The sequence below is a fragment of the Winogradskyella marina genome (genome assembly GCF_015645385.1).
Taxonomy (GTDB): domain Bacteria; phylum Bacteroidota; class Bacteroidia; order Flavobacteriales; family Flavobacteriaceae; genus Winogradskyella; species Winogradskyella marina.
The window spans coordinates 1-17,061 of sequence record NZ_JADOET010000001.1 but is presented as its reverse complement, the minus strand read 5'-3'; the positions used below and the strand labels follow the sequence as shown (position 1 = coordinate 17,061).

Sequence of the window (17,061 nt, the reverse complement as noted above, 5' to 3'; positions counted from 1 at the left end):
TTATTTCTATTTAAGTAGATCTACTTTTAATTTTATTATCGCGGCTCAATCTATACGCTATAATGAAAAAATCGGAAAATGTTGGAGCATTTCCCGATCTTAAAAAAGTGATTTACATGTCTAACACATTAAAATCAAATCAAAAGTATGCAAAAAAATATCATTGAGATAGGTAAAATGCTATATCTCCCTAAACTAAGTTTAAAAATGAAGCTCACTTCCATTTTGCTTTTTTTTACCTTATTGCAAATCCATGCAACATCAAACTCACAAAATGTTAAGATATCATTGGATTGTAATGAGATGAAATTAGAATCTATTTTAAGTCAAATAGAGAAAAAGACTGATTTTAAATTTTTGTATGAAAAAACTATTTTAGATAATGATAAGCTTCTAAATATTTCTACAAAAAATGAGAAACTATCACGTGTTTTAAAAACGATATTTGATAATACTGACATCGATTATCGTATTGTTAAAAAACAGATTGTCTTGCGAAGAGGTCAAGGAAATCCAATCCAATTGAATAGGTCTGCAGCTCAGAGTCAGATTACAGGAACAGTAAGAGATAAAAATGGTACGTTATTACCAGGCGCAACAGTATTGGAAAAAGGGACAGATAATGGTGTTATTACGGATTTAGACGGAAATTACAGTTTAAATATATCTCAGAGTCCTGTAACAATTGTCGTGTCATTTGTCGGATATGAAACAAAGGAAATTGAAGCTAAGAATGGTGATGTTATAAATATAGTACTGCAAGAATCAATTACAGGGCTTGAGGAAGCCGTTATAATTGGTTATGGGAAAGTTAAAAGAGAAAGCTTAACAGGTTCAGTTGGTACTGTTGATATGAAAAATATTACAAGTCAGGCACCTACAGTAAATTTAGATAATGCACTGCAAGGACAAATTGCAGGGGTTAATGTTACAAGCTCATCAGGACAGCCAGGTGCAGCGGCGAGAATTAGAATTAGAGGAACTACTTCTTTACTAGGATCAAACCAACCCTTATATGTTATTGATGGTATTCCTGTGGCTCCTAATAGTAATATTCCTTCAGGTGGATCAGAAGGCAATAATTTGGGGTCTGAATTAAACCAAGAAGGTATTAGTACTCCTATTGGTAATATCAATGCTTCTGATATTGAATCTATAAGTGTTTTAAAAGATGCATCAGCTGCTGCTATATACGGATCAAGAGCGGCCAATGGAGTTATTATAATAAACACCAGACAAGGGACATTTTCGAGTAAAACAAAATTTCAACTTAATATCTCTACAAGTACGCAAAGTGGGCAAACCTTAGATGTTTTAAATGCGAGTCAGTTTAGGAACGTTTTAACAACTGCTGTGGGTAATGGTACAAGAGATGATGCATTCACTAGGTCAGTATTAGATGGTTCTTATTTTGGTGACGCAAATACAAATTGGGAAGATGAGTTAAGTCCTGGGGCGCCAATATCTAGTAACTATAATTTAAATGTACGTGGTGGTTCAGAAAAGTCCAGATACTCTATGACTTTAGGTATTAATACACAAGATGGTGTTTATGAAAATACTGGGTTTAATAGGTATAATTTCTCGACTAATCTTGATACTAAGATTAATGACAATTGGACCATTGGATCTAAAATAAATTTATCTTCTTCTGATCAAGACGCGGTAGATGGAGGGCTAACACAGCTTATTTATGATTTTAGACCAGACGTGCCAGTTTTTGATACCGATGGAAATTATTCGTTTTCACCACAGTATACGCAAGAAAATCCAGTAGCCCGTTCTAAAGCACTTAATAATAATAAAACATTCTTATTATTAGGGTCTATATATACAGAGATAAAGTTGGCAGAGGGATTAAATTTTAAAACCTTATTCTCTTTAAATTATAATGATGGTAATCAAAAGAGTTTTTATCCCGAATTTACTTTTGTTGGTGGTTGGGACCGCAATTTAGGAAATGGAGACGGTTATGCTCAGGAAAGTAGAAGTCGTAGTACAAGTACGTTATTTCAAAATACACTATCTTATGATAAGCTAATCGGAAAACACAATATTAGTGCGGTAATTGGAGCTTCTTTTGAAAAGAATAAAAGTTCAAATGTAAAAGTTTGGGGTGAAGGTTTTTTTAATGAAGTATTAACAAATATAACTAGCGCCACTGTTTTTTCGGATGGATCATCATATGAAACCTATTCAGGGTTAGCCTCTTATTTTGGACGTGTTAATTATGATTTTGATGACAAATATTTGTTGACGTTATCTGCAAGAGTAGATGGTTCTTCAAAGTTTGCGAAAGATAATCAATATGCCTTTTTTCCTGCAGCTGCGGCGGCTTGGAGACTTTCAAATGAAGAGTTTTTGATGAATGTTGATTTTATTGACGAGTTAAAATTGAGAGCAAGTATAGGAACTACTGGGCAACAAGATTTTGGAGATTACGCGTGGAGAACGCTTTTTGAAGGAGAGGATTATGGACCAGACCCATCTGTTATTATAACTCAATTAGGGAATGATAAATTAAAATGGGAGAGAACAGAACAAATAGATTTCGGGCTTGATTTTACCTTTTTTAAAGGGAGATTTAGTGGAGGTATTGGGTATTATTCAAAAGAAACAAAAGATGCATTATTTACCTCAATCACACCGGGGAATACTGGGTATAATAGGATTATTGCCAATATTGGTAATACCCAAAATTCAGGTGTAGAGTTAGAATTAAAAGGTGACGTTATAACTTCTAAGAATTTTAATTGGAATGTATCATTCAACATCAGTAAAAACGAAAACAAATTAACCAAAATATCTGATGATTTTAGAGATGAAGATGGTTTCTTAACCGGTTTTCCTGGTGGTGGACGCTTAAAAGAAGGAAGTCCAATAGGCTTAATATATGGTTATGTTGCCGAGGGACTTTTTCAAGATCAAGATGCTATCGATGCTTTAAATGCAAGTTCTCCTTCAGGAGTTTATCAAAATATTCAAACCGCTCCAGGGGATTTAAAATTTAAAGACTTAACGGGGCCAGATGGTGTGCCAGATGGTATAATAACCAATTTAGATCAAACGGTTATAGGAGATACGCAGCCAGATTTCTTTGGTGGGTTTAATAACACTTTTCAGTATAAAGGGTTTGCATTATCTACCTTCTTTACATTTTCAGTAGGTAATGATATTGAAGCTTTTGGTTTAGCTCGAGGGACGAATTTTGGAAGTACATTTATTGGTGAGAATAAGGAGACTAGTGTTTTAAATGCATGGACTCCAGATAATAGAAACACCAATATCCCTCGATCGGTTTATTTTGACCCAAATAATAATGATAGAACATCTTCTCATTATGTTTATGATGCTTCTTACATAAGATTAAAAACGCTAAGCTTTAGTTATACCTTTTCAAAAAAGGATATTGAAACGCTTAATTTTTTAGATACAATGTCTATATTTTTCTCTGCTCAAAACTTATTTACAATAACAGATTATCCAGGTGCAGATCCAGAAGCTTCTAATTTATTTAATAATGATATTAGTTCTGGTAGAGATAATAATCGTTTCCCTATTTCAAAAGTATTCACAATGGGATTAAATATTGCATTTTAAAAACAATTAAATTATGAAAAAAATAATTATTTATAGTCTAGTTATATGTCTCTTTACATCTTGCGAATTAGTAGATGTTTTAGAAAATGATCCCCCTAACAATTTAGTAGAAGAAAACGTGGTGCAAAGTGAAACAGATGCAAGAGCGCTACTAAATGGTGTTTATACAACTATAACTTCTAGAATTAATGATAAATATTATATGTTCTCAGAGTTAATTCCTAGTGCTATGATAGGATCTATGAATGGCTCAGGGACAGGAACAAGTCATATTCAGTTTTCCAATAACTCATTAGAATTTGATAATATCTACGTTAGAGATTATTGGTTAATGTTTTATAAAACAATGGATATAGCAAATAATACCATTAAACAAACCAATCAACTTTCTGGAAATTTAATTTCAGAGACTTCCAGAAAAGAAATAATTGGAGAAGCACGCTTTTTAAGAGCAATGTCTACGTTTGATGCCCTTAGATATTATGGTCAGTTTTTTGATGAAAGTAGTAATTTGGGGATCGTATTACGAACAGAGCCTAGCAATTTTGTTACTAGAAATAAAGCAAGAAATACAGTTGCAGAATGTTATGAGCAAATACTATTAGATTTGGATGCCGCAATTTTAGATGCGCCAGATTATTCCGTGACCTATCGCGCCTCAAAAACAGCAGCAAAAGCTTTAAAAGCAAAAGTGTTGTTATATCAGGGTAAATATGCAGAAGCTGCAGCTTTAGCAGACCAGGTGATAAACGATGGTACAACAAGCTTAGCGCCCGACTTTGAATCTGTTTTTAGCCAGGGTTTAAATTCTTCAGAAATGATTTTAATGACGTACCGAGATGCAAATTCAGATACAGAAGATAACAATCGTAAACGCTTTTATTCTGGCATTCCTCCTACAGATAATTGGTTTACAGCTATCATGGATACAGATCCTAGAAAAGCCTATACTTACAACGATTCGGATATTTTGAAAACGAATAATGAGGAGGTCTTTAGACCAACTTATTTCTTACGTCTAGCTGAAATGTATCTTATAAAAGCAGAAGGCTTAGCTTTTAGTGGTGCATCTTTAGCAGACGCCAGTGCTCCTTTGAATATTATTAGAAATCGTGCAGGTATTGGTAATACTTCAGCAGCAAATATAGAAGCACTTAAAGAAGACATTTTTAATGAAATAGCAAGAGAACTTGCTTTTGAGAACGGAAGTGAATGGTTTGCAGCGATTCGGTTTAATAAAGCAATGCTACTTAAACCTTCTATAATTAGCTCTAACCAATATATTTTGCCTATTCCTGAAGAAGAAATAAATGGTAATGGCTCCATTACATTTACAGATCAGAACCCTGGTTACGAATAACAAATATTGATTAGTCTCAGTAGATTACCCCTAGCAGAGTTTTAATTTTCTTTTTAAAGAATTTAAGACTCTGTTTTTAAAAATGATTTAAGATTTTACAATGATGGATACTTACTAATTAAGCTATCCATTAGAATAATATTGAAAAATTTTAAGACTTATAAATAATTTTAATAACAACAATTCATGAAAAACAGAACAGTAATTTTAATAACACTTTTGCTCTTTTTAAGTTTTAGTCTGCCGGCTCAAATAAAGGATTTAAATCGTAAAATACCTACAGATCCAACAGTAAAAATCGGTAAACTAGCTAATGGGTTAACTTATTACATAAAACAAAATGCAAAACCTAAAAATAAAGCAGAATTAAGATTAGTAATTAATGCAGGTTCTATTTTAGAAGAAGATGACCAGCAAGGGTTAGCACATTTTGTAGAACATATGGCTTTTAATGGAACTAAAAGTTTCGAAAAAAATGAACTTATTAACTACCTACAAGGCCTTGGTGTTGAATTTGGGGCAGACTTAAATGCACACACTGGTTTTGATGAAACGGTTTATAAATTATCAGTACCAACTGATGAAGAAACGTTTAATACCAGTTTACAGGTTTTAAGAGATTGGGCAGATGGTATTACTTTTGAAGATGAAGAGATTGATAATGAAAGAGGGATTGTGGCAGAAGAGCTTAGGGCTAGAAGTGGTGCTCCTATGCGTATGTATTATCAGTCTATTCCTAAAATAACCAACAATTCGAGATACGCTAAGAGGTTACCAATTGGTACAACGGATGTTATTTTAAATTCTGAATATGATGCCATGAAACGTTTCTACAAAGATTGGTATCGTCCAGATTTAATGGCTTTGGTGTTAGTCGGAGATTTTGATGTGCATAAAACAGAGAAAAAAGTAAAAGAATTATTCAGTGGTATGCAACTTATTGATAACCCAAAAGAAAGAGTGTATTATGAAATTCCTGACAATAAAGAACCTGTTATTACAGTGATTACAGATAAAGAAGCATCGGGTGTGAGTATTTCTTTATTTAGCAAAAAAGACGAAACCGAAGTAATAACACTTAATGACTATCGTAACGAGGTTTTAAAATATTTATATTCAGCAATGTTACGTCAAAGGTTAAATGAAATTGGCTTACAACCTGATGCCCCTTTCTTAAGTGCCATTGCTGGTATAGGTGATTTTCTAGGAAATAAAGATGCTTTTTTATTAAAAGCAAGTCTTAAAGAAGATAAAATTACGGAAGGAATCGAAGCGTTATTAGTGGAAAGTGAACGCGTTAAGAGGTTTGGATTCACTAATACAGAGCTGGTACGTTTTAAAGAACAGTTGTTAAACGGTGCAGATATGCGCAGAAAAGAGAATGGAAAAATTAACACAAAATATTACGTAGAACAGTATATTGATAATTTTACAGATAGTAAAGCGATTCCAAGTGATGCGTTTATTTACCAGTTTTACAAAGAAGTTTTTCCAACAATTACCGTTGAAGAAATCAATAACTTAAGCAATGATTGGATAAAAACAGATAATGTGGCCGTAGTTCTAAATGCTATTGACAAAGAAAATTTAAAACTACCTACAGAGGAAGACATTGAAGCAATACTTAAAAAGGTTAGTCTACAGCCTCTAGAAGCTTATGAAGACGCGCTTAGTGATATTAAATTAATGACTAATGAGCCAACTCCTGGAAAGGTAATTAGTGAAACCTATAACGAAGATGTTGATGTTACGACGTGGAAACTAGCAAATGGAATCACTATAATTGCTAAGCCTACTAAATTTCAGAACGATTTAATTTCAATGAGTGGGTTTAGACCAGGAGGAAGTTCTTTGGCCCCAGATTCTCTATATATTTCAGCCAGAAATGCAGGAAATATTATTGGGTCCAGCGGTGTTAATGGCATATCTGAATCTGACCTTAATAAATTGAACATGGGGAAAACAGTGAGAGTTACCCCAAACATAACGTTCTACGATGATTTATTCTCAGGTTCAAGTTCGTCAAAAGACTTAGAGACAATGTTGCAAATGGTCCATTTGTATATCACAAGTCCGAACAAGGATGAAGGTGTGTTTAATTCGAAAAAAGCAAATTTAAAATCCATTTATAAAGATCAGGATAAAAGTCCAGGAAACTTTTTTGATAATCAGATAAGTGAAATTATGACCAAAGGCCATCTTAGAGGAGTGCCTTTAACAGTGCAACAGATTGAGGATGGACTAAATATCGATGACGCATTTAAGTTTTATAAAGAGCGTTTGGCATCAGCAAATGGGTTTACTTTTGTTTTTGTAGGGAGTATTGACCTTAAAAACTTAAGAGCGTTTACAGCAAAGTATTTAGGGAGTCTACCGTCAGACCTAGAAAAAGAGAGCACATGGAAAGATATAGGGATGCGCTATACTAATACGGTTGTTAAAAAGACGTTTCTCAAAGGAGTTGAAAATAAAAGTATAGTAGACATGCGATTTACTAATAATTTTGACTTTTCTCTTAAAGAAAAAAATAAGCTAAGTTTACTTGGTAAATTGCTTAAAATTAAACTTACTGAAGAAATGCGAGAAAAAATGTCTGGTGTTTATGGTGTACAAGTTGCTGGTTATGCATCTGACATACCTTACGGTTGGTATAGAATGAATATACGTTTTACCTGCGATCCAAATAATGTAGAGAAATTAGTGCATAAAGTGTTGGAAGAAATTAAAAAAATCCAAAAAGATGGAGCTACTGAAGCAGATTTGTATAAAATAAAAGAGGCTGAATTAGCTAATCATAAAGAGTTCTTAGAAATTAACGCCTACTGGATAAATAAATTGAGAGAAGCCGTCAAATATGATTTAAAATTAGAATCTATTTTAGACTCTGAAGCAGAAATAAATAATATTGACTCTAATATGTTTAAAGATGCCGCGAATACATATTTTAATATGAATAATTATGCAGAGTTTGTTTTAAAACCAGAAGCTTCACAGCAAGAATAAAACCATTAAAAAACTATTTTATTATAAACCCAGTGCGCTTCATAAGCCACTGGGTTTTTCTTTATAAATGCTTTTATTTTAATCTTATTTTTTTTGTTATGTCTTGGAGAAACTCCCACTAGGTAGAGCGTAATGCTACAAATAAGAACAAGTAAAAGGGGGGGCTTAAGTTTATGTTGTATCAGTGCTTTAGTTGAATGTTAATCATGATTTTTTATTAAATTATAAAGTCTCTTTGTGCTTTTTATTTTTAGCTCAAGAAAATTCTAGAAGTTGCTTTAAAATTGAAATACATTACGGTAATTAGTATAAGATGTTAAATGATATTAATTTGCTCATAAATATTAATCACACTATTTTCGTGAAAACTATAATTTTCCCATTTTTTTGGGAATGATAATTCCATTAACATGACATTCGCCATCATAAAAGAACGTAAAAATCCGCCAGATAGACGTGTGGTCTTTTCACCTGAGCATTTAGCTGAAGCAAGAGCACAATTTCCAAAGGCTAATTTTATTGTAGAATCTTCGGATATCAGAATTTTTCCAGATGAAGCCTATAGTACACTAGGATTTGAAGTGTTAGATGATGTGTCTCATGCTGATGTAATGATTGGTGTAAAAGAAGTGCCGATTGAAAATTTAATACCGAATAAAAAATATTTCTATTTCTCTCACACTATTAAAGAGCAACCATACAACAGAAAGCTGTTAGTAGCTATGTTAGAGAAAAACATAGAAATGTACGATCATGAAACCATTGTTAAAAAAAGTAATGCGCGTTTAATTGGTTTTGGACGTTATGCAGGTTTAGTAGGCGCCTATAATGGTTTTAGAGCTTTGGGATTACGAGACGGATTATTTGAATTACCTAAAGTTGAAACACTAGCCGATTTAAACGAAGTTAAAGCTGAATTAGATAAAATCACCATTCCTAATATTAAAATTTTATTATCAGGAACAGGCAAAGTAGCCTATGGAGCAAAGGAGATTTTAGACCATTTAGGAATAAAACAAATTAGTGATGCTTTGTATTTAACCTCTCAATTTACAGAGCCCGTTTATGTTATGGCTGATGTGATGGAATATGCCAAACGAACCGATGGTAAAGTAGGAGATAAGTTTAAATTTTATAAAGATCCATCGGGTTACGAAAGTAATTTTATGCCTTATGCTAAAGAGACCGATTATTTTATTGCAGGTCACTTTTATGGAAATAATGCACCGTATTTGTTTACTAGAGAAGATGCTAAACATCCGGATTTTAAAATTAATTTGGTAGCTGATATTTCTTGTGATATCGATGGTCCTGTGGCAAGTACCATACGACCGTCAACCATAGCAGATCCTTTTTATGGTTACGATCCTAATACAGAAAAAGAAGTGGCTTACGATGCTAAAGGTGCGATTACTGTTATGGCTGTAGATAATTTGCCATGTGAATTACCAAAAGATGCCAGTGAAGGATTTGGTGAAACATTTTTAGAACATGTCATACCTGCTTTCTTTAATAATGATGAACGCGACATCTTAAAACGTGCTAAGATTACTGAAAATGGTGAATTGACAAAAAGATTCAGTTATTTACGAGATTATGTAAATGGTAAATAAAAAAAAGAGGCATTCTTAATTAAGATGCCTCTTTTTTTTATGGTGATGATGTTAGTTTATTATTTCTATCATGGTATTAATTTTACTAACCTCTTTATCTGCAGAACCACTAAAACCGACAGATATAAAGTTGATTCTTCCACTTGGTCCTATGATGATTTTAGTTGGTATTCCAGTTATATCGAAAGCATTTGCTACAGTGTGATTTCCGTTTTCTTCTTTTGGATCAATAAGTACATTAAAATCATAGTCATTATCTGATATAAATTTTGATACTTTTTCTATGCGATCTTTACCATCTTCAAGAGTGTCTATAAATAGAAATTCTATAGTCTCATCGTTTTTGTATTTAGTCACGGCTTTTTGCATGCCTGGAAAAGAAGCGATACAAGGGCCACACCATGTTGCCCAAAAATCTAAAATAACAGTTTTGCCTTTTAAAGATGATAAGGTAACGTCATCTCCATCTAGATTCTTTAAAGTAAAATCAGGTGCCTCTTTGTCTATAAGTGTTTTCTTTAGGGCTTCAATCTCAGCTGCCTTAGCTGTTTCTTCAAGTTTAGCCAACATCATATCCGCATCTTTGGTATCATCAACATTTTTAACAGCTTCTAAATAATAGGAATTTAGTTTTGCAGTGCTTCGACCTTCTTCAATAAACTCAGTAGCGTTTTCAACAACGGCTTCATATTGTTCATCTGCCATTAAATACTGAATATAACGTTCGTTCATTTCTCCGTTAGCATCATCTTCAATCGCAATAGATTGATATGTTATGGCTTCCTTTATATCATCATTTTTAAAAGCTAGTAAGGCATAAGTGTCTGCATACATACCATACGTTTGTTTTAAGCTGTTTTCGTATTGCTTAGGGCTGTAAAAGTCTGGCTTATTTTTAAGAGCTTCTTGTTCAGCTTCAACCAAATCTAAAGATTGTTTTGATAATGCCATGGCAGCTTCAATATCTTCACCTTTTTCAGCTTTTGGCCAAGCAATGCTGTTATAAATCGAGGCTTTAGAATACGCATCATCCATTAGGTTTAAGTACTCGTGAAAAGCGTCTTCATTTCCGTTGTTGTAATTAGCTAAGGCAATATTTTGGATGATGTATTTACCATCTGAATGGTTTAAAATTGCTTCTTTGTGGGTTTTAAAAATAGTTTCTTTAGAGTCTAAATTTTTGGCATCAAAATAAGAATTGATTATTGGTCTAAATGCTAAACTACTATTGGGATATTTTTCTGAAATAATGTTGAGAATACTGTCATTTCGTTCAGAATCTCGTAGACCGGAATAAATACGAGATAACATCTCATAATCTTCAAGAGATTCAATTTTCGTGGTTTGATATTTTGAAAGATAAGCGTCGCCAAGATCTGAAAGTTGACTAGCATCGACTTGCCTCGCTAAATAAAAGTGAGAATTAATCCAATCTTTAGTTAATTCTGGATGCTTTTCAATAGTCGTCGCAATAGCTGACAAAGCATTTTCAGCATCTCCCGTTATACCAAAGTTTTTACCAGAAGAAAAGGCATAGTATTCTTTTGCAGCGTCTTCATCTTTTGCTACTTGTCCTTCACTGTTTACAACAGAAAAAAGGTAACCGTCCGCATTGTTATCGTCATAAGTATCGTCTACTTTAAAATTAAACGCAATAACCGAAATACTATCTGGAACCGTAATGGTTGCCGAATTATTTTCAAATTCTAAATCGTAAGGATAGTGTTTAGCATGATTAACTTGATAATAAAAACTATCGTCGAGGTCTCCATCTCCAGTATAGGTGATTTTAAAAGGCTCATTAGCTTTAATGGTTGGGGATGTAAAACTAAAATCTCCAATGTCTACGGGCTGTACTTCTGTTTTTTTGTCGTCTTTACAAGCCATCAGTAAAAGTAATACAACAGCTGCGAGGTTTATTTTTTTCATGGTTACTTGTGATTTTTATACATAAAGATAAGCACTATAACGAGAAATTTGACTGTTGCTTCAATTTAAATTTGAGTCGTGACGATAAAAATTCTTAAACACCCAAAAGCCTATGACTAAAAAGGTTCCAAAACCAAATGTAAATAACCAGGCTTCAAAATGCTGAAAAGGTGAAACAACCATGCTTACAATATCCATAAATAAATAATGAGGTTCGCTTATAATTTCCCACGAGTTATAACGAAGAAATCGGCCTAAGTAAACGCCAAAACCACATAGAAAAAGAATTACAATACTAAAGATTTCAACAGGACGCTTTTTTAATCTTACCACCATTAATTGTTGCATATCTAATATGGATACATAAAAGAGTAATAAACCACTCAATGCAAATGATAATACGACTAACACATCGAGCCATAAGAGTGAATCGTTTCCTATTCTAATATGAATGAGATCAGTAACGATATAAGGTGCATTGGGCAAAAAAGCTAACCAAACCAGAAACCAAAAGCCAAGTTTTAGTTTACTTAAACCTGATACGCTATTGAGATATAGAGTTATAGCGTAAGGTATGATGGCTAAAAATAGATTCCAGATTAAGAATAAAAAGAAATAAGATTTATTGAGTTTTACACGAACCAAGAGTAAAACACCACTAAAAAATAGGGCTACGGTAATTAGCGATAGGGTTTTAAATTGATTCTGAATCATTGTTTTTATAGTTTCCATAGACTTATATTTTGTTTCTTTAGGCGTTTAGAAATCGAAGATTCTACAGCCAAAACGGTTAAGATTCCTAGTGTATAGGCCAACAAATCTGTGACATGAAATGTGCTTCCAAAAATAAGTTTAGCAGTCAAGCTATCTTGTAAATTAAAGTAGGTTAAGAAAGGGGTAAGTTGAAGGAATTCTATGCCATAAGCAATCAAGAGGACGACTAAACTCGACGCCCTCACATTCAAGTTGGTGCATCCTCTAATAATTGCATATAGTAATATAACAACGAGATAATCGCCAAACGTATAGCGAATAAACCCTGTTTTGATAATAAAAGCAATGGCCAATTCTATAAGAAATAAGCTATGTGCTAGGACTAAATAATTTTTGTTGAGTTGAAATTTCATTTTAAAATTTTATATAATTAATGACTATTAAAAAGTAGCATATAGCAATAGGAATATTTAAGAGTAATTGTCCGAGAGTTTTAAAAACCAAGATTTTGAATTTCCAATAAACGCAGGCTGTAATAATTAAAACGATACATAGAATAATATTAATTAGTGTGGCATATCCCACAAATTGAATGCCAGCGGTAACTATAAATCGCTCTTTAGGGTAGATTAAAAAAGAAATTAATAAACAGGTTCCAAATATAAAACTGATTATACCTACGAGTTTGGCTGTGTTAATAATGCTATGTAATGTTTTCATTTTTTTTTATAAAACCTCGCTCATTCCTTTGGGAGAGAAGAGGAGCGAGGATTATCACCCTAACTAATTATCCGTTGTTCCAATCAATTTTACGAGACACAAACATTACTGTCGCTAATATTGAGAACAGCCCAATACTACCAACTAATAAAGCATAATTTTCGAGTTGAATTATTACGTAAATAAATGCATATAAGGCGGTTAGTGATAAACCAATCAATGCTGAGAATTTAAAATTTCTCAGAATCGATTTAGAATATAGGGTTATGAGTAATACTACAGATACACCAGCAATTACATAGGCCTTTAAGAAATTACTATGTTCTGAAATTGAAACTAATAAGGTGTAAAACATGACTAAAGCCAAACCAATCATTAAATATTGAAAGGGATGAATATGGATTTTACTCATGGTTTGAATTAAGAAAAATATTAAAAAAGTGAGTCCAATAACTAAGAATCCATATTTAGCGGAACGTTCACTTTTTTGATACTCATCTACTAAAACTATGAATTTAGTACCAAAAGCAAACTGTTTTAAATTAGGGACTTTCTTTAAGTATTTTTGCGAAAACGCTCTGTTTATAGATAACACTTTCCAATCTACTTTAAAGCCCTCTTTTGTTATGCTTCTGGTTTCATCATTTGGAGAATAGTTGCCTATAAATCCAGGATCTGCCCAATTTGAAGTCATTTGCATAGTTGTTGTTTTCCCAACAGGAATGGCTTGTATTTGTTTACTACCATCGTAAGTTACATTCATGTTAAACTTAAAATTGGTTTTTAATAGTGCTTCGTTTATAAACCCTGTTTCTAATTCATCTAAATGGTTGGCTGATGTATTGTCATTATAATTAGTTTCAAAAAGGTAAGGAGTGCCGTCTATATTTATTGCCATTTCATTTTTAATACCTTTTAAGTTGGTAGTTCTAAATAAGATGGATGCTTTTTCCCAAATGGCATCTTCATCTTTAATACCTTTATCTCTAAGCGTTGGTGTTTTATAATTTCCCTCTAAAGCTATATCTGATGTAAAAACGGCAGATTCAAAATTGCCTAAATGCATGGTTTTAGATTTCACAGAAGCATCTATATTTAATTTTTCTGGAAATATGTAAGCATAATTCAGATGCGTTTTAGTTTCTTTTAGATACGTTTTAGTTTTTTCGTTAAAGGTTGATGTTTCTGAGTAAGATTTATAAGGTATTTTTAAAATAGGACCATATAGCATCACTTCATTCCCCCATTTTTGATTAATTTCTTGTACAACATCTTGCTGTCTAAAGGCACGTTCTTCAATTAGTAAATTGACGTATGTCAACGGAATAAGTAGAACAAGTATTAATGCACCAACCATTAACATGCGTGCAGTGATTGAAGTTTTTAACCATTGACCAAATTTGTTTGGCTGGTTATTAGGTGTTTGATTGTCGGTGTTTTGATGTTCTATTTTTTCCATGTTGCTTTTGTTTTTTACAGATGTGATTTTAAAGTACTTTGAAATTCAAAGTGAATGATTAAAAAAAAGATTTTAATTTTTCGACTATTGCGTTGAGCGCAGTCGAAACGTCTATTTTAAGTTTTATTGATTAATTTTTCAAGGGCTTCAATATGTTTTTGAAATTCTAATTTTCCGAGTTTAGTTACGCTGTATCTCGTATTCGGTTTTCGACCTATAAATTGTTTTTCAACTAAAATGTATTCAGCCTTTTCTAAAGCTTTGGTATGGCTCGCTAAATTGCCATCTGTGGCGCCCAATAATTCTTTCAACATTTTAAAATCGGCATACTCGTTTACCATCAATACAGACATAATACCGAGTCGTATTCTATGATCAAAAAGTTTATTTATGTTGGTTATTATGCTCAATTTTCTGTGTTCAGTGTTTGTTTGAGAAATTAAAGTAATAGGTTATTGCGGTATTTGGTCAATTCCTTAATTCCTATACAATCTCTTCATAATTTTTTTCTTTGCGCCTTTCCGCCTTCGCGAGAATTTTTTATTTTTCTCTCATCTCTCATCTCTCATCTCTCATCTCTCATCTCTCATGTTCTCTACGAATCTCCGTGTAATCTCTGCGCATCTCTGTGTTAGTTTTTTCTTTGCGCCTTTTGCGTCTTCGCGAGAATAATTTTCACTTCGCATCATATTTAAAATGCATCCAAGTCCCGTAAACAATATGCATAATACCAAATCCAATCATCCAAAGCCAGAACCCATAACCAGGATAATAACTCGCGATTAAGCCTAATATAATTTGAATATATCCTAAATACTGAATGTCTCCAATACTATATTTAGAAGCACTCACCAAAGCTAAGCCATAAAAGATTAACATTAAGCCACCTGTTTGGCCGTAACGTCCTTGGCTTAAAATAATGAAACAATAAATTCCACCAACGGTTAATGGCACCAAGAAATTGAATAATAATCGTTTTGAAGAATTATCCCAAATTTTTTCACCTGTATTTTTCGCTTTTCTAGTGGTAAGGATTATACCTGTTACTGCACTTAACAAAGCGATCATAGAAAGCACTAACATACAGGTCCAAAATACCCAACCATGGAATATATATAGAGTGCCACCACTGTAAGTCATAACCAACCAGTATGCAATTGCAGCTCCAATTAAAGCATAAACACCAGCGAGAATTCCAGACAGGCCACTCAAGGAAATAAATCGTGATGATTTATTCATAAGATTTTTAATCTCACTAATGTCTTTTAAATAATCTTTTTCGCTCATATTAAAGTACTTTGAAATACAAAGTAAAATAATTAATTCGGTTTGAGCAAATTTATTTTCAAGATTTCGTTAAATTTATAAATCAACTTATAAATGACAGAACCACAATGATCGAATTACTTTTAGCTATAGCCAATATATCAGGAGGCATTTTATTAGGCCTAGCAACCCTCGATAAATGGGATGGTGAACATAACTTTTTTAATAAAATCGCTGGGTTTTTAGCTCCTTTTGATACCGTCATTGGACTTGCACTGATTATTTTAGCCATACTTGAGTTTTGGGATGGTTTGCTATTTAATATTGTGAGTATTTTAGGTGGAATTTTACTTTTAACACATGTATTCGGAAAAGTACCTGCTCTAGAAACGAGTTTGAGAAAATTATCTGATAAACTAATGCCTTTTAAAACTATTATCGGAATCGCACTAATTGTGATTGGAATTTTAGGTGTCTTTTAGTAGCGTGTAAGCCATGTCTTTGTTAAAGTCGAAACAGGCAAGGAAATGCTGCCTTGGTTTTAGCATAGCGAGCACTTCCATAGAAAAATTAGATTAGTTTAGACTGCAAAATTATCACATCAATGGTCGTCATATTATTTTCAGGATTTGGTGTATTTTTACTCCAACTTTTTTTAAAATGATAAATCACTTAGAGTGATAAACCCTTAAGACTAAAACTATTTAATGTGAATCCGGCAGAAGCACACATCCTAAAACAACCCGAACCTTTCAAATCCATAATCATGCATTTGCAAGTACTGGTAGAACATACTTTACCAGAAGCCGATTTGTTATACAAGTGGAGAATGCCATGCTATTACATCGGTAAACGTCCAATTTGTTACATCAATAAAACCAAAGATTATGTGGACGTTGGTTTTTGGCATTCTGCACATTTATCAAAACAATGGGATGCCTATTTAATTTCCGAAAATCGTAAAGTGGTAAAATCATTACGTTACAAAACACTCGATGATATTGATGATGCCGTGTTTATTTCAATATTAAAAGAAGTAGAAGGTTTGAAGGAAAAGGGGTTTTATAAGAAAGGTTGATTTTAGTCTCAGTGTTCAGTGTTCAGTGTTCAGTCTTCAGTATGAGGAAAAAGTTATTCATTATTAAGTTATTAAGTCGCTATCCCAAATTACTCTGTGAATCTCCGCGAAACTTCCGTGCATCTCTATTTAATTTTAACTTTGCGCCTCTGCGCCTTTGCGCGTAACTTTTTAGTCTTTAGTCTTCAGTCTTCAGTCTTCAGTCTTCAGTCTTCAGTATGAGGAAAAGTTATTCGTTATTAAGTTATTAAGTCGCTATCCAAAATTGCTCTGTGAATCTCCGCGATACCTCCGCACATCTCTGCGTAATTACCACTTT

The 17,061-nt window shown here is 32.9% G+C and carries 12 protein-coding genes; 6 read left to right on the top strand and 6 right to left on the bottom strand.

Features of this window, described 5'->3' with window-relative positions; all coding sequences use genetic code 11:
• Positions 1-207: 207 nt before the first annotated feature.
• The 4 genes from ITJ86_RS00060 (at position 208) to ITJ86_RS00045 (ending at position 9,576) form a co-directional block, all read left to right on the top strand.
• A complete protein-coding gene (locus ITJ86_RS00060; protein ID WP_230080171.1) occupies positions 208-3,600 on the top strand; it encodes a SusC/RagA family TonB-linked outer membrane protein in 3,393 nt (1,130 codons plus the stop codon).
• Between the two features lie 13 nt (positions 3,601-3,613).
• Positions 3,614-4,960 (top strand): RagB/SusD family nutrient uptake outer membrane protein, encoded by a 1,347-nt coding sequence (locus ITJ86_RS00055; RefSeq protein ID WP_195869560.1) that lies wholly within the window; start codon positions 3,614-3,616, stop codon positions 4,958-4,960.
• 186 nt (positions 4,961-5,146) lie between these two features.
• The gene (locus tag ITJ86_RS00050; protein WP_195869559.1) at positions 5,147-7,963 is read left to right on the top strand and encodes a M16 family metallopeptidase; all 2,817 of its coding nucleotides are present in this window, start codon (positions 5,147-5,149) and stop codon (positions 7,961-7,963) included.
• Between the two features lie 410 nt (positions 7,964-8,373).
• The gene (locus ITJ86_RS00045; RefSeq protein ID WP_195869558.1) at positions 8,374-9,576 is read left to right on the top strand and encodes an NAD(P)-dependent oxidoreductase; all 1,203 of its coding nucleotides are present in this window, start codon (positions 8,374-8,376) and stop codon (positions 9,574-9,576) included.
• Positions 9,577-9,627: 51 nt separating this feature from the next.
• Here ITJ86_RS00045 and ITJ86_RS00040 read toward each other — a convergent pair whose 3' ends face one another.
• The 6 genes from ITJ86_RS00040 to ITJ86_RS00015 form a co-directional block, all read right to left on the bottom strand.
• Positions 9,628-11,505 (bottom strand): TlpA family protein disulfide reductase, encoded by a 1,878-nt coding sequence (locus ITJ86_RS00040; protein ID WP_195869557.1) that lies wholly within the window; start codon positions 11,503-11,505, stop codon positions 9,628-9,630.
• Positions 11,506-11,565: 60 nt separating this feature from the next.
• Complete coding sequence (locus tag ITJ86_RS00035) at positions 11,566-12,237, bottom strand: DUF1361 domain-containing protein (protein ID WP_195869556.1); 672 nt, start codon at positions 12,235-12,237, stop codon at positions 11,566-11,568.
• Positions 12,225-12,632 carry a ribosomal maturation YjgA family protein gene (locus ITJ86_RS00030; RefSeq protein WP_195869555.1) on the bottom strand — a complete coding sequence of 136 codons (408 nt, stop codon included), beginning with the start codon at positions 12,630-12,632 and terminating at the stop codon, positions 12,225-12,227. Before ITJ86_RS00030 ends, ITJ86_RS00035 begins: the two co-directional genes overlap by 13 nt.
• Before the next feature lie 374 nt (positions 12,633-13,006).
• On the bottom strand, positions 13,007-14,398 hold the full coding sequence (creD, locus tag ITJ86_RS00025; RefSeq protein WP_195869554.1) for a cell envelope integrity protein CreD: 1,392 nt from the start codon (positions 14,396-14,398) through the stop codon (positions 13,007-13,009).
• A 116-nt stretch (positions 14,399-14,514) separates the two neighbouring features.
• The gene (locus ITJ86_RS00020; RefSeq protein WP_092444317.1) at positions 14,515-14,808 is read right to left on the bottom strand and encodes a winged helix-turn-helix domain-containing protein; all 294 of its coding nucleotides are present in this window, start codon (positions 14,806-14,808) and stop codon (positions 14,515-14,517) included.
• Between the two features lie 265 nt (positions 14,809-15,073).
• Complete coding sequence (locus ITJ86_RS00015; RefSeq protein WP_195869553.1) at positions 15,074-15,685, bottom strand: hypothetical protein; 612 nt, start codon at positions 15,683-15,685, stop codon at positions 15,074-15,076.
• Positions 15,686-15,792: 107 nt separating this feature from the next.
• On the opposite strand from ITJ86_RS00015, the gene ITJ86_RS00010 reads away from it, so the two are divergent.
• Both ITJ86_RS00010 and ITJ86_RS00005 read left to right on the top strand, forming a co-directional pair.
• The gene (locus ITJ86_RS00010) at positions 15,793-16,146 is read left to right on the top strand and encodes a hypothetical protein (RefSeq protein WP_195869552.1); all 354 of its coding nucleotides are present in this window, start codon (positions 15,793-15,795) and stop codon (positions 16,144-16,146) included.
• Positions 16,147-16,373: 227 nt separating this feature from the next.
• Positions 16,374-16,742 (top strand): DUF1801 domain-containing protein, encoded by a 369-nt coding sequence (locus tag ITJ86_RS00005; RefSeq protein WP_195869551.1) that lies wholly within the window; start codon positions 16,374-16,376, stop codon positions 16,740-16,742.
• Positions 16,743-17,061: the final 319 nt, after the last annotated feature.

Bases quoted from the DNA above. Each gene is read 5' to 3' on its own strand.
- ITJ86_RS00035 (WP_195869556.1), bottom strand. From the start codon at position 12,237: ATGGAAACTATAAAAACAATGATTCAGAATCAATTTAAAACCCTATCG.
- ITJ86_RS00010 (WP_195869552.1), top strand. From the start codon at position 15,793: ATGATCGAATTACTTTTAGCTATAGCCAATATATCAGGAGGCATTTTA.
- creD (WP_195869554.1), bottom strand. From the start codon at position 14,398: ATGGAAAAAATAGAACATCAAAACACCGACAATCAAACACCTAATAAC.
- ITJ86_RS00050 (WP_195869559.1), top strand. From the start codon at position 5,147: ATGAAAAACAGAACAGTAATTTTAATAACACTTTTGCTCTTTTTAAGT.
- ITJ86_RS00055 (WP_195869560.1), top strand. From the start codon at position 3,614: ATGAAAAAAATAATTATTTATAGTCTAGTTATATGTCTCTTTACATCT.
- ITJ86_RS00015 (WP_195869553.1), bottom strand. From the start codon at position 15,685: ATGAGCGAAAAAGATTATTTAAAAGACATTAGTGAGATTAAAAATCTT.
- ITJ86_RS00030 (WP_195869555.1), bottom strand. From the start codon at position 12,632: ATGAAATTTCAACTCAACAAAAATTATTTAGTCCTAGCACATAGCTTA.
- ITJ86_RS00040 (WP_195869557.1), bottom strand. From the start codon at position 11,505: ATGAAAAAAATAAACCTCGCAGCTGTTGTATTACTTTTACTGATGGCT.
- ITJ86_RS00045 (WP_195869558.1), top strand. From the start codon at position 8,374: ATGACATTCGCCATCATAAAAGAACGTAAAAATCCGCCAGATAGACGT.
- ITJ86_RS00060 (WP_230080171.1), top strand. From the start codon at position 208: ATGAAGCTCACTTCCATTTTGCTTTTTTTTACCTTATTGCAAATCCAT.